This is a genomic window from Herbiconiux aconitum, assembly GCF_024979235.1.
Classification (GTDB): Bacteria; Actinomycetota; Actinomycetes; order Actinomycetales; family Microbacteriaceae; genus Herbiconiux; species Herbiconiux aconitum.
The window spans coordinates 1,753,567-1,766,574 of the sequence record NZ_JANLCM010000001.1 but is presented as its reverse complement, the minus strand read 5'-3'; the positions used below and the strand labels follow the sequence as shown (position 1 = coordinate 1,766,574).

The window sequence follows — 13,008 nt, the reverse complement described above, 5'->3', positions numbered from 1 at the left end:
GTCATCCTCCGGATGTATCCCTGTCGTCCTGCGGAGTGACGCGCACCCGAATAGTCGTCCGTAACGTCGAAGACATGGAAATCAGCCCAGGAGACATCGGCCTCGTTGCGAGGGTCACTCAGCTCAGCAAGTCGTACGGCAGCGGATCGACGACGGTCACGGCGCTCGACGATGTGTCGGTCGGAATCCGCCGAGGGCAATTCACGGCGATCATGGGGCCGAGCGGCTCCGGAAAGTCGACGTTGATGCACATCATGGCCGGTCTGGATGCCTCGACGTCCGGCCGGGTCTGGATCGGCGACACCGAGATCACGTCGCTCGGCGACACCGAACTCACCAAACTCCGTCGACGACGGGTGGGCTTCGTGTTCCAGTCGTTCAATCTCGTTCCGACGCTCGACGTCGAAGGAAACATCCTGCTGCCGTTCGAACTCGACGGTCGCGCACCCACCGCCGAGGAGAGGGCGTGGATCGATCACGTCATCGACACGCTCGGGCTGCGTCCGCGGCTCCGCCACCGCCCCCATGAGCTCTCCGGTGGGCAACAGCAGCGCGTGGCCATCGTGCGAGCACTCGGCTCGCGGCCCGATCTCGTCTTCGCCGATGAACCGACCGGCAACCTCGACTCACGCACGGGCCGCGAGGTGCTGACATTGCTGGCGTCGGCAGCCTCCACCTACGGTCAGAGCATCGCAATGGTCACTCACGATCCCGTGGCGGCGAGCTTCGCCGACCGCATCGTCTTTCTCGCCGACGGTCGCATCGTCGAAGACCGCGGCCGATCGACGGCAGCCGAGATCAGCCAGTTCATGCTCGGCATGGAGGGCGTGCTGTGAGCAGCCGGATGCGCGAACACACGCCGAGCGTGCTCGTCGCCACCCTCAGCGCCGCGTTCGGCGTGTCACTCCTTCAGGTCACGGGGGCACTCGCCACCATGATCTCCTCGGCGCGCGGCCTGTCCGAGAGCGGGATGGTCGCCTTCCTCCTGGCGCTAGTCGGGAGCGTGTTCATCGTCATCGCCGTCTACGTGGGGGCCATCGTCACGGCCAACACCTTCGCCACGATCATCGCCGGGCGCACGCGCACGATCGCGCTGATGCGGCTGATCGGCGCCACCGCCTCGAGTCAGCGCCGAGCCGTGGCCCGCGAGGGGCTTCTCGTCGGCGTCGCCGGCAGCGTGTTCGGCCTCGTGATCGGCACCGCCGCGACCTTCGGGTTGGTGCGCGCCGCCGTGGCCATGGACTTCGTGCCCGACCTCGCCTACGACTACCTCCCGCCCGTCATCGCGCTCCCTCTCGTCGCCGTCGTTCTGACCACCTGGCTGGCATCGTGGATCGGGTCGAGGCGGGTTCTCGACGTGTCGCCGATTCAAGCCACCGGCGGCGCCCAGGAGGTGCGCCACGAAGTAGCGGCGGGTCGGCGCGGGCGCAACGCGACGGCGATCACCTTGATCGCGATCGGGTTGGGGCTGCTCGCTCTGGGCGTAGCAGCCGGCTTCGCCACGCCTCTCGGAGTTCTGCCGGGGCTCGTCGGCGGCATCCTCTCGTTCACTGGCCTGGTCGTGGGCGCACAGTACTTCATGCCTCCCGCACTGCGATTGGTCGGCCTGGGATTCGGGCGCGGAGCAGCGGCCAGGCTGGCCGCGGAGAACGCCTTGCGCTATCCAGAGCGCAGCTCGCGCACCACGATCGGGCTCGTCATCGGCGTGACGCTGGTGACGACGTTCGCCGTCGCGGCGGGCAGCTATCAAGAGATCCTCACGCAGGCGCGCTTGGCGCAGCCTGAGGTGTATGCCGGAACGGATCAGCTCGTCACGGTGACCGTCGGCATCTTCTCGGCCCTGCTCGGCTTCAGTGCGTTGATCGCCGCGGTCGGAATGGTGAACAACCTGTCGTTGAGCGTGCTGCAGCGCACGCGGGAGCTCGGCCTGCTGCGGGCTCTCGGGTTCACCAACCGCCAGTTGCGCACGATGGTGGTGGCCGAGAGCGCCCAACTCACGATCGCGGCCCTGCTCGTTGGGCTCGCCCTCGGTACCTTCTACGGGTGGGCGGGGGCGCAGTCGCTGCTCGGGTCGATGTACGGCAGTCCGGGGCTGATTGTTCCGGTGTTGCCGCTCTGGCTCATCGGGACGGTGGTTGCCGCCGCAGCGCTCCTGACGGTGGTGGCCTCGATCACGCCGACGCGGCGCGCGACCAAGATCTCCCCCGTCGTCGCCTTGGCCGTCGACTGACCCAAGCAAAGCGAATGAACGCGAACGGGCGTGGAGACCGGTGGTGGTCTCCACGCCCGAGGGTGGGTGGTACGTCAGCGCGCGACGCCCCAGCGGCTCGCGCGTCAGGAACTACAGGCTCGCTGCCTGCTCGCGGCGCGGCAGCTTCCAGCCGGGACGCACATAGTGGCAGGTGTAGCCGTTCGGGTAGCGCTCCAGGTAGTCCTGGTGCTCGGGCTCGGCCTCCCAGAAGGCGCCGGCAGGGGCGACCTCGGTGACGACGGCGCCCGGCCAGAGACCGGAGGCGTCGACATCCGCGATGGTGTCCTCGGCCACGCGGTGCTGCTCGTCGTTCTCGTAGTAGATCGCCGAGCGGTAGCTGGTGCCGACGTCGTTGCCCTGACGGTTCTTGGTCGACGGGTCGTGGATCTGGAAGAAGAACTCCAGCAGCTCGCGGTAGCTCGTCTTCTCCGGGTCGTAGGTGATCTCGATCGCCTCGGCATGGTTGCCGTGGTTGCGATAGGTGGCGTTCGGGGTGTCGCCTCCGCTGTAGCCCACTCGGGTGTCGAGCACTCCGGCGCGCTTGCGGATCAGGTCCTCCATTCCCCAGAAACAGCCACCGGCGAGGATTGCCTTCTCGGTCGTGGTCATCGTGCGTTCTCCTTCGTGTCGAACAGGGTGAGATAGTCGCCGTAGCCCTCGGACTCGAGGTCCTCGAGTGCGACGAATCGCAGAGCTGCGGAATTGATGCAATAGCGGAGGCCGCCGGCCTCCCGGGGTCCGTCATCGAAGACGTGTCCGAGGTGGCTGTCGCCATGGGCCGATCGCACCTCGGTGCGGGTGATGCCCCAGCTGCGGTCCTTCTTCTCGACGACGTTGGCGGGATCGATCGGAACGGTGAAGCTCGGCCAGCCCGATCCGCTGTCGAACTTGTCGACGGATGCGAACAGCGGCTCCCCCGACACGACGTCGACATAGATGCCCGACGTCTTGTTGTCCCAATACTGGTTACGGAACGCGGGCTCCGTCACGTCCTCCTGGGTCACTCGGTACTGCTGGCGGGTGAGGCGAGACAACGCCTCGGGGGTCTTGCGGTACTCCTGTGTCACCTGAGATCTCCTTGCATTCGCACCACTGGCTGCGGCGGTCATTGAGTAGAACATCCGTTCTGGCTGGAAAGTTCCGTTCTGATCCGTCAATCCCGCTGGGTCTCAGGGTGTTCACAGCATCACCCTCGGACACGGCTGGCATAGCCTGCTGCCATGGGATTCACACGCGCCGAACTCGACTCCTACCGAGGAAAGACGCTGCCCGACGTGGTGCAAGACGGGCTGCGGCTGCTCATCGTCGGAATCAACCCGGGGCTTCACACGGCCGCCGTGCAAGCCCCGTTCAGTCGGCGTGGTAACCGGTTCTACCCGGCGCTCTTCCAGGCGGGGATCGTCGATCACCTGATCGACGCATCCGAAGGTTTCCGACCCGGCGACCGCGAGCACATTCTCGCTCGCGGTGTCGGCCTGACCACGCTGGTGCCCGGGGCCACCGCACGAGCCGACGAACTCAGCACCCGGCAGCTCCTCGAGGGCGCCGCCGCCCTCGAACCGCGGGTCGCCGCTCTCAAGCCGGTCGTGGTCGCGATGCTCGGCATCACTTCCTATCGTCTGGCGTTCGGCCGTCCGCGCGCCGTGGTCGGCAAACAGCCGGAGACGCTCGGCCGTGCCGAGCTCTGGGTGGTGCCGAATCCGAGTGGTCTCAACGCTCACGAGTCGGTCTCTTCGCTGGCCGAGGCCTACCGTGAGGTGGCCATCGCGGCCGGCATCCCGGTGTACCCCCGCCCACCGTCGAACTGACGGATGCGGATGCCGGAAGCACCGGAAGCACCGGAAGCACCGAACGGAATCACTCTGCGCAGAACGGCACGGATGCGCGGGATTCCCCGACCCGCGCATCCGCTCCCCCACTCGGCAACCACGCCTCCGTGCCTCATGCCACGGTGATCAGCGTGCGCTGCCACCCGCTCGAGCCGTTCGGCGCGATCGGAGCCCGTTCCTCGATCTGCAGGTTGCCTGCCTTGTCAGTTGCCCGCACGGCGACGTAGTGGGTGCCGGTGGTGGCATCCCAATCCATCACCCACTGCACCCAGGTGTCGGCGTTCACCGCCGTCGAGAGCGTCGCGGCCTGCCAGTCGCCGTTGTCGATCGACACCTCGACCTTCTCGATGCCGACCGTCTGCGCCCAGGCCACCCCGGCGATCTTGAGCGGCCCGGCGGCGACCTGCTTGTCGATGCGCGGGGTGTCGATCCGTGACGACAGCTTGATCGGCGCTTCGGCGGAGTAGCCGCGCGGAGTCCAGTAGGCCTCGTCGGCCTCGAAGGTGGTGACCTTCAGCTCGGTGACCCATTTGGTGGCGGAGACGTAGCCGTAGAGGCCCGGCACGACCATCCGCACCGGGAAGCCGTGCTCGAACGGCAGCGGCTCGCCGTTCATGGAGACGGCGAAGATGGCGTCGAGCGAGTCGTCGGTCAGCGTTCCGAGCGGAGTGCTGGCGGTGAAGCCGTCGATGCTCTTCGAGAGCACCATGTCGGCGCCGGATTGCGGACCGGCCATCGCCAGAACGTCGCGGATCGGTACGCCGAGCCACTTGGCCGTGCCGAGCAGCTCGCCGCCGACCTCGTTCGACACGCAGGTGAGGGTGATGGAGTATTCGTCGAGTCCGAGGTCGACCAGGTCCTGGAACGAGAGCGTCAGCTCGGTGTCGACCATGCCGACGACCGTGAGGCTCCAGGTCGCGGGGTCGATGGAGGGCACTGTGAGCGCGGTGTCGACACGGTAGAAGTCGGCATTCGAGGTGTAGAGCGACGACAGTCCGGGCACGTCGAGCTCCGCGCCGGCAGGCACCTCCACACTCGTGCGCGCCGACGGGATCTTCAGGGCCTCACGGATGCCGGCGAGCGACGAGGTCGCGGCCGCCACGACCCGGGATCCCGTGCCCACCACCGCCGAACCCACGGCCACGATGGCCGTCAGCACCAGAAACCTGCGACGGTCGACGGATGCGCGACGCGGTTCCCCGGGTTCGCCCGCCGCGCCCGGAGTGGCTGAGCCTGCGGAAGCGGGTACCGGCGCGACCCCGTCGCGGGCCCGTCGTGACGCCGCAACGGGCGGGGCCACGGAAGGGGCAACGGGATGCGAAGCCGGCGTCGGCACATCCGTCACGACCGCATCCCGCCACCGCCGCAGCCGCTTCACCAGCACCGTGAGCAGCACGACACCGACCACGGTGCCGAGCACGGTGGGAACGGACGCGAGCGGTGTCGCTCCGGTGCGCGTCACGATCGCGATGACCGCGAGGGCGCCGGCGAGCGCGATCAGCACCGCTCCGAGTGGCGGCCGGAGCCATTGGAGAACTCCCGCGACGGCTGCGGCGACCACGACGACGGCTCCGATCGAGGCGAGCAGGAAGAGTTTGTCGTTCGCACCGAATGTCTCGATGGCGAACTCTTTCGCCCAGCGCGGCACGATGTCGATCACGAACGATCCGACGGCCAGCACGGGGCTTCCGTCGCGCGCGATGACGAGTGCCACGAGTTCGGCCACGGCGAGCAGGGCGGCCGCACTCACTACACCGGCCAGAGCGGCGAGGGCGGCGAACCGGAGCCGTCTCACTCCGCGCGTTCGGGCCCGCGGGGCTTCGGTTGCGCGCATGCGATGGCTCCTGACCTCGACGTGGGTGTCGCCGGGTATTCGGAGCGCTCGACCGATCCGCTTGGCGGCGGATGAAGCGGCCCGGCAACCCCACGCATCGGGCAGTTTTGGAGAAGTGCGTCGTCCGCGCCGTCGATACAGTGGATTCGCTGGCTCGCACAGACGCAGTCGCCTGAGACACGAGAGGGCCAGCACCGAAGGAAGGGATACCCGACATGTCGTATGCCGTGGACTTCATCACTGTCTCACCGATCGGTCTGGAGTCGTCGCCGGTCGTGGATGCGCTCGCCGGACTCCGCGCGAACGAGGCGCGCTACTTCAAGAACAAGTACGACCACGTCTTCACGGTGGAACCTGCGAGCGAGGCCGGCGAGACCATCGATTGGGTGCACGGCATCCTGAAGGACGAACGCGACATCGTGATCGCCTCCCCTCCCCTCGAGGCCACGGAGTTCGAGGTCGAGGGCATCCGGATGGCCTACGTCTTCTACCAGAGCGGTCTCTCGATCAACGTGATGTACACCCTCGACGACGAGGGCAAACGCGCGGTGGGCTTCAAGCTCTCCGATGGAATGGAGATTCCCGACGAGCTCGCCGCACGGTTCAAGTTCGCGCGTCAGAGGTCGAAGCTGGCCGGCACGATCCGTGGCTCCTACTTCACGATCAAGGACGTGCACTGACGCGATTCCGCAGATCCAGGCTCTCGACGCCGCACGGGCGCCTGTCAAGCCCCTGGCCCATCCGACCAGTCTGACTACTCTTCGATGAGGTGCGCCGAACAGCGGCCGCCGACATCGCGGATGCGAGGACCGAGCGTGACCAAGGACACCGTCGACAAGCGCATCACGGTCGAGTCCCGTGTCGAGGTGGTGTCCCTGTGCGAAGGCGAGTGGCGCATCTGCGATCCCGGCCTGCCCGCCGACGACACTCGCCGGCTGGTGAGCTACGTCTCCCAAGACACCGAGGGTTTCGAGGTGCTCTGGCTCGCCACTCTGTCGGTGCAGCGGGTCGCCACCCTCGACGCGGCGATCGAGCAAGCGCAGAAGCGCTGCACCGCCCGCCGGTCGGATGATCGGGCGGCTCGGCCACGAAAACGATGATGAGGCGCTCGTCGTTCTCGGGACCAATGGCCCTGGTGCGGGTCGTGTTCACTTGGCAGTGTTGGTGATAGGCCGCAGGATCCGCATGTGGGTCATGCGTTGAGATTGGGGACTCACTGAGACTTCGAGCGCGCGCTCGAAGTCCGTCGGCCGTCGCGGGTTTGGGTGACTGCGACGGCCGAAGCCAGTCGACTACGACCTTCGCCGACAGAACACAGAGGACCCGATAGTGACCACGAATCCATACCTTCACGTGCCCCGGCCAGCCGCTGCTGTCGACGACTCCGAAGCGCTCGAAACCGAAGAGTGCTGGCGTCTTCTCGCCGAGACCCCGATAGCGCGCCTCTCCGTGTGCGACGACCTCGGAGCCGACATCTTTCCGATCAATTTCCTCGCCGCCTCCGGGTCGATCTTCTTTCGGAGCGCGCCGGGCACGAAGATCGTCGACCTCACCAGGCGCCCCGGGGTGGCCGTGGAGATCGACGGCACCGACGGCGGCAAGAGGTTCAGTGTCGTCGTGCGCGGCGATGCGCAACGGCTGAACGACGACGAGCAGATCCACGAGTCGGGCGTGACCGAGCTGCACACGATGACCTGTTCGGACAAATGGAACTACTTCGAGGTCACGCCTCGAACGATCACCGGCATCCGATTCCGGACGAGCCGACGAGCGAATGAGCCGATAAGCCGATGACCTCCCCCGTGAGCTAGGGCTCGGGGCTCACGGCCGCCGACCGCGAGTCCTGATGCAGGATCGCCGCGTGAGCGCGACGGTGCAGCCCCAGTTTGCTGAGCATCAGGGAAACGTAATTCTTCACGGTCTTCTCGGCCAGCGACATCCGGGCTCCGATCTCGCGATTCGTGAGCCCATCGGCGATGAGCTCGAGCATGTGGTGTTCACGCGATGTGAGTGAATCCATGCGAGGGTCGCTGAGCACAGGTGCCGTGATGCGTTCCATGACCTTCATGCTGAGCCTGGGGTCGAGGAGCTTCTCACCCCCGGCGACCTTGCGGAGGGCGTCCACGAGCCCAGTGCCACGGATGTCTTTCAGCACATAACCGGATGCGCCGGCCAGCACCGCGGCCCGCAGTGCGTCATCGTCGTCGTAGGCGGTGAGCATCAGGCAGGTGGTCTCCGGGTAGCGGGAGCGGATGTCCCGGCACAGGTCGATCCCGCTGCCGTCGGGGAGGCGCACATCGAGCAGCACGACGTCGGGGCGGGTCGCGGCGACCCGTGCCCAGGCCTGGGCGAGGGTGGCGCCTTCTCCGACGACGTCGATGTCGGGCTCGGCGAGAAGCAATCCGGCGATGCCCCGACGTACGAGTTCGTGGTCGTCGACGAGGAAGACCCTGATCATCCGCGATCCCATCTCAGCCGGCTGCCAGCGAGTAGGGGACGCTCCAGCGCAGATGCGTTCCGGTCGTGGCTTCGTCGGGATAGGCCTCGGGATTCAGCTGAAAGGTGCCGCCCCGGATCTCTGCGCGGTGCGTCAAGTTGGCCAACCCACTCCGGCGCCCGTGGTCGACGATTCCTCCACCGTCATCGGTCATGTCGATGACCACCCACCCTTCAGCGACCGCGATGGAGACCGAGACGTGGCCGGCCGCCGCATGCTTGGCGGTGTTGGTGAGGCCTTCCCGAATCACGGCGATGACGTCGCGGGCGAGGTCGCCGGTGACGAGGAGGTCGACCGGGCCCGAGAAGCTCACCTGCGGTATCGAGGCGAGGCGCGGGGAGAGTTCGGTCGCCAGGTCGAGGATCAAGTGTCGCACCGCGTCGTCGGCCGGCCCGGAGGGAGCGGTCAGGGCGAAGATGGCGGTTCGGATCTGCGAGATGCTGGCATCGAGATGCTCGACGGATTTGTGGATGCGAGCGGCGGCAGGCTCCCCGGCGAGGCTTCCGGCGATGCTCTGCAGCTCGAGTCCGGTGCCGAAGATCTGCTGGATCACGTGGTCATGGAGGTCTCGGGCGATGCGACCCCGGTCTTCCAGCAGGAGGAGTCGCTGCCGGTCGGCTCGAGCCTTGGCCAGTTGCATCGCAACGCTCGCCTGACCTGCGAAGTCGGCCGCCATGTCGAGGTCGGCCGTGGTGAATCGCAGCGCAGGAGCCATGCGGGCGACCACCAGCACACCCTCGGCCCGGCCGGCCGCGATGAGCGGGACGGCCATGGCAGGGCCCAACTCACGACCATCGGGAAGGGTGATCTCGCTGTCGTCCAGAAGCTCTGGCCGGCGACCCTCGATGACCCGCCTTGCTATCGAATCGCTGATCGGAATCAGAACCCCGCGGAGACCTGCAGCCCCTCTCCCGGCAGCGACATCGACGATCAACTCGTCCGGCCGACCGGACGGAACGAGCATGCAGACGAGATCGGCGGTGGACAATTCGAGCACCCGGTCGACCAGCAAGACGATCGAGTCGCTGTGCGCTTCGGAGAGAAGAGTGGAGGTTATTTCGGCGGAGGCAGCCGACCAGGCTTGCCGTCGCTGCGTTTCGGCGAACAATCGCGCATTCTCGATGGCGACTCCCGCCGTTGCGGCCAGAGCCGTGATGAGCCGGTCGTCTTCGTCGTTGAATCCTCCATCGCGCCGGTTGCTGAGATACAGGTTTCCGTAGACCTGGTCGCGCACCCGGATCGGCACCCCGAGAAACCCACCCATCGGCGGATGACCGGCCGGCACCCCGCAGGATCGGGGATCATCGGCGACGCGGTGGAGCCGAATCGGATGGGGGTCGTCGATGAGAGCGCCCAGCAGCCCATGCCCCTCGGGGAACCGTCCGATCCTCTCGACATCCGCCTGGTCCATCCCGACATGGATGAACTGATCGATACCGCCGTGGGCGGCGATGACTCCGAGGGCGCCGTAATCGGCACCCACGAGCTCCATCGCGGCCTCGACGATGCGCTCCAACACCACCGGGAGTTCCAGATGCTCGACCACCGCGTGGTTGGCTCTCAGCAGCGCTTCGAGTCGGGCCGGCGGCGCGCCGTTCGCGGCTTCGCCGGTCGCGGAGGGTGCACGTGCCGGAACGGGGGATTCGCCACGCTGACCTGTGTTCACGTCGAGCGGTTCTTCGGCCAAGATGAAGTCGCCTCAGATCCTCATGCTTCGAAGGGAGCCTCCTCGATTGAGATGGCTCCTCCTCACCGTACGCTCCGCCGTGGATTTCGCTCGCAGGAACCACGTATCAGCCTTCTATGCTTCCCTCCGGGGCGGCATCCGGGACCTAGTACTCTGCCCCCGCGATCGTCGAGAAGGCATCCTGAGACAGAAGAGGGAGCCAGCATGAGGGCAGTCGTCGTCTACGAATCGATGTTCGGCAACACACGTCAGATCGCTGAGGCGATCGCCGACGGACTCCGCGAGCGTGCCGAGGTGACCGTGGTCGACGTCAACCGGGTCTCCCCCGTCGACGTCGCGTCGGTCGATCTCATGATCGTCGGTGGGCCCACCCACGTGCACGGGATGACCCGCGCGAACACGCGGGCAGAAGCGGAGAAGTGGACACTCGACCCGGCGAAGAACCTGACGCTGGAACCCGGAGCCCCCGGCCGTGGCATCCGCGACTGGGTGTACGACCCTGCGGCTGTCGTGGCCCCGCTCTTCGCCGCGTTCGCGACCCGCGCCGATCTGCCGGTCATCATCGGCGGCAACGCCGCCACTCAGATCGACCGCGCCCTGCACCACCGGGCGACGCGCCGCCTGCTTCCCGCCGAGAACTTCCTTGTCTCGAAGAACAACATCCTTCTCTTCGAGGAGGCCGACCGTGCGCGCGAGTGGGGCATCCTGATCGGCGCGACGGCCACAGCGCGCCTGGCGAATTCGTACTGGTAGGTCTTCACGCTTCGCGCTTCATCCGTTCACGGATGCCGCCGTCGACGGTCGTGCCTCCAGGAGTCGGCTGGTGGATCGAGCCGTCGGTGGCGGGTAGTGGCGCTCCCTTCTTCGACTCGGCGTCGGCGGTCTTGGCGGAGAGGCGCTCGGTGTGGTCGGGGAAGAGATGGTGGGAGATGTCGGCGGTGCGGGCCTTCGGGCCGACCGGCTGCTCCTCTTTCGGATTCGTGCACGCGGCGACGATCGCGTCGATCACGATCGACGGGTCGTCCATGGCCGCCATGCGGGCGGTGCGCCCGCTGTAGTTCGCGGCGTGGTCCCACCAGGGAGTGTCGACCGCCCACGGCATGATGGTGCCCACCGCGATCGCGTCGCCGACGCCGCTGAGGCGGAGCTCTTCGTTCAGCGTTCGGCCCAGGCTGAGCACGGCGGCTTTCGACGCCGCGTAGGAGGCCTGGTAGGCCAGCGGAATCTCGCTGTCGATCGAGCCCACGTTCACGAGAACCCCCTGCCCTTCGGAAAGGAAGTGGCGGAGCGCGGTGTGAGCGCCGTAGATGAGACCCTTGAGGTTCACGTCGACCACCCGGGCGTGCGCCTCGATCGGGATGTCCCAGAACATGCCCAGCGCACCGATGCCGACGTTGTTGACCCACACGTCGATGCGGGAGAACCGTCGGATGGCGGTCTCGGCGAGCCGTGCGACATCCTCGGGGTCGCTCACGTCCATGGGCACCGCGACCGCGCTGCCGCCCGCGGCCGTGATCTCCGAGACCAGGTCATCGAGCACGTCGCCGCGTCGGGCGGCCACCACCACGTTCGCGCCGAGACCGGCGAGCCTGGTTGCGGCGCCGCGCCCGATCCCGCTGGAGGCGCCGGTGATCACGATGGTCTGACCGGCGACTGTCGATTCCTTCGTCATGTGCTCATCGTGCACCGCTACGGAGTCGCCCGCATCCACGAGCCCCGGCCGGCAAGTCGGCCCCGCTCAGCGCGCCAGCAGGATCTCGGCGGCGTCGGCGGCGGCATCCCTCGCTCTCATGGTCGACCCCAGTCGCCCTGCTGCGTCGGCATAGTGCGGGTCGGACAAGAGATCGGATGCGGCGACGCGGATGTCACCCACGGAGGCCCGCTTGGAGAGACGGAGACCCAGTCCTCGGTCGACCACCAGCTCGGCGATGCGGGGCTGGTCGAACGACGGATTGGTGGGAATGACCACGAGGGGCAGGCCGTGCGCCAGGGCGAGCATGGTCGTGCCGTGTCCGCCGTGGCCGATCACGAACGAGGCCGTCGCCATCACATCAGGGTGAGCGAGCGCCTGGTGGATCGTGCTGTTCGCGGCTGGCCGCAGCTGCCTCCGATCGATGGAGGGTCCTGTCGTCACCACCGTGTGCACGTCGAGAGCGGCGAGGGCGTCGAGGATGCGCTGCAGGAGTTCGCGTTGACCCGCGACATGCGTGGTGCTGAGGCTCACGAGCACCACGGGTGTCCTTGGGTCGGGATGCGCCGCGGCGGCAACCGGCAGAACAGCTCCCACATGATGCACGCGGGGCGCCGTGTCTCCCGCGCCGGGGTCGAATGAGGGTTCGGCGACCACCACCTCGGACTCCGCTCGTTCGTAGAGCAGGCCCGGCCGGAATCCAGCGGTCCGCAGGATGAGACCGAGTGGTCCTCGACGCACGGCCGGCACCATCACGGAGCGCAGCGTGTGCACGAAGATCGAGTAGGGGACATCGGCTTCGGCCAATTCAGCCAAGCACCCGATGAGCAGACCGTCGACGACGATGCGGTCGGCGGGAGCACGCTGCACCGAGATCAACACGTCGCGGCCGATCCCTCGGTCGGCGAAGACCGCGGCGTAGCCGAGATCGGCGCGCAAACCGGAGCGCGGGGTGAGCGATGACCACTCCCTCGCGTGAGCGAACGACTCGAAAGCCAGCCCGGCGGCCTCGATCTGGGCACGCTGGCGAGGATGGCCGAGAATCCGCACGGCCGCCCCCTGGCGTTGCACCTCGCGGGCGACCGCGATCATCGGGGGCACGTTCCCCCCGCCATCCCAGGTCACGAACACGACGGAGGACACCATCCGGGGCCTCCTCCTCGCACAGAACGATGGAATCGCTTCGGCTCCAGTGTGGTGCGCGACGGCGTTCGATGTCG

Annotated in this window: 14 protein-coding genes; 7 read left to right on the top strand and 7 right to left on the bottom strand. The window is 67.3% G+C overall.

The window, feature by feature from the left end:
• The first annotated feature begins 74 nt into the window (after positions 1-74).
• Both N1027_RS08365 and N1027_RS08360 read left to right on the top strand, forming a co-directional pair.
• Positions 75-836, top strand: coding sequence for an ABC transporter ATP-binding protein (locus N1027_RS08365; RefSeq protein WP_259506888.1), 762 nt, complete (start codon positions 75-77; stop codon positions 834-836).
• Between the two features lie 8 nt (positions 837-844).
• Positions 845-2,230 carry an ABC transporter permease gene (locus N1027_RS08360; protein WP_259506887.1) on the top strand — a complete coding sequence of 462 codons (1,386 nt, stop codon included), beginning with the start codon at positions 845-847 and terminating at the stop codon, positions 2,228-2,230.
• A gap of 111 nt (positions 2,231-2,341) precedes the next feature.
• Here N1027_RS08360 and msrA read toward each other — a convergent pair whose 3' ends face one another.
• Positions 2,342-2,860 (bottom strand): peptide-methionine (S)-S-oxide reductase MsrA, encoded by a 519-nt coding sequence (gene msrA, locus N1027_RS08355; protein ID WP_259506886.1) that lies wholly within the window; start codon positions 2,858-2,860, stop codon positions 2,342-2,344.
• Positions 2,857-3,318, bottom strand: coding sequence for a peptide-methionine (R)-S-oxide reductase MsrB (msrB, locus tag N1027_RS08350; RefSeq protein ID WP_259506885.1), 462 nt, complete (start codon positions 3,316-3,318; stop codon positions 2,857-2,859). The genes msrA and msrB overlap by 4 nt, the downstream gene beginning before the upstream one ends.
• 153 nt (positions 3,319-3,471) lie before the next feature.
• On the opposite strand from msrB, the gene N1027_RS08345 reads away from it, so the two are divergent.
• Complete coding sequence (locus N1027_RS08345) at positions 3,472-4,059, top strand: mismatch-specific DNA-glycosylase (RefSeq protein WP_259506884.1); 588 nt, start codon at positions 3,472-3,474, stop codon at positions 4,057-4,059.
• A 133-nt stretch (positions 4,060-4,192) separates the two neighbouring features.
• On the opposite strand, the gene N1027_RS08340 is transcribed toward N1027_RS08345, so the two are convergent.
• Positions 4,193-5,914, bottom strand: coding sequence for a molybdopterin-dependent oxidoreductase (locus tag N1027_RS08340; protein ID WP_259506882.1), 1,722 nt, complete (start codon positions 5,912-5,914; stop codon positions 4,193-4,195).
• 215 nt (positions 5,915-6,129) lie between these two features.
• On the opposite strand from N1027_RS08340, the gene N1027_RS08335 reads away from it, so the two are divergent.
• The 3 genes from N1027_RS08335 to N1027_RS08325 all read left to right on the top strand — a co-directional run bounded on the left by N1027_RS08335 (position 6,130) and on the right by N1027_RS08325 (position 7,708).
• Complete coding sequence (locus N1027_RS08335) at positions 6,130-6,594, top strand: DUF8821 family protein (RefSeq protein ID WP_259506880.1); 465 nt, start codon at positions 6,130-6,132, stop codon at positions 6,592-6,594.
• Positions 6,595-6,729: 135 nt separating this feature from the next.
• On the top strand, positions 6,730-7,014 hold the full coding sequence (locus N1027_RS08330; protein WP_259506879.1) for a hypothetical protein: 285 nt from the start codon (positions 6,730-6,732) through the stop codon (positions 7,012-7,014).
• Positions 7,015-7,243: 229 nt separating this feature from the next.
• Positions 7,244-7,708 (top strand): pyridoxamine 5'-phosphate oxidase family protein, encoded by a 465-nt coding sequence (locus N1027_RS08325; protein WP_259506878.1) that lies wholly within the window; start codon positions 7,244-7,246, stop codon positions 7,706-7,708.
• Between the two features lie 13 nt (positions 7,709-7,721).
• On the opposite strand, the gene N1027_RS08320 is transcribed toward N1027_RS08325, so the two are convergent.
• On the bottom strand, positions 7,722-8,372 hold the full coding sequence (locus tag N1027_RS08320; RefSeq protein ID WP_259506877.1) for a response regulator: 651 nt from the start codon (positions 8,370-8,372) through the stop codon (positions 7,722-7,724).
• Between the two features lie 13 nt (positions 8,373-8,385).
• Positions 8,386-10,098: a GAF domain-containing sensor histidine kinase gene (locus N1027_RS08315; RefSeq protein WP_259506876.1), complete on the bottom strand. Its 1,713-nt coding sequence runs from the start codon at positions 10,096-10,098 to the stop codon at positions 8,386-8,388.
• Between the two features lie 204 nt (positions 10,099-10,302).
• Here N1027_RS08315 and N1027_RS08310 point away from each other — a divergent pair, with 204 nt between their 5' ends.
• Positions 10,303-10,851 (top strand): flavodoxin family protein, encoded by a 549-nt coding sequence (locus N1027_RS08310; RefSeq protein WP_259506875.1) that lies wholly within the window; start codon positions 10,303-10,305, stop codon positions 10,849-10,851.
• Positions 10,852-10,855: 4 nt separating this feature from the next.
• Here N1027_RS08310 and N1027_RS08305 read toward each other — a convergent pair whose 3' ends face one another.
• Both N1027_RS08305 and N1027_RS08300 read right to left on the bottom strand, forming a co-directional pair.
• Positions 10,856-11,770 carry an SDR family NAD(P)-dependent oxidoreductase gene (locus N1027_RS08305; protein WP_259506874.1) on the bottom strand — a complete coding sequence of 305 codons (915 nt, stop codon included), beginning with the start codon at positions 11,768-11,770 and terminating at the stop codon, positions 10,856-10,858.
• Positions 11,771-11,836: 66 nt separating this feature from the next.
• Positions 11,837-12,934 (bottom strand): glycosyltransferase, encoded by a 1,098-nt coding sequence (locus tag N1027_RS08300; RefSeq protein WP_259506873.1) that lies wholly within the window; start codon positions 12,932-12,934, stop codon positions 11,837-11,839.
• Positions 12,935-13,008: the final 74 nt, after the last annotated feature.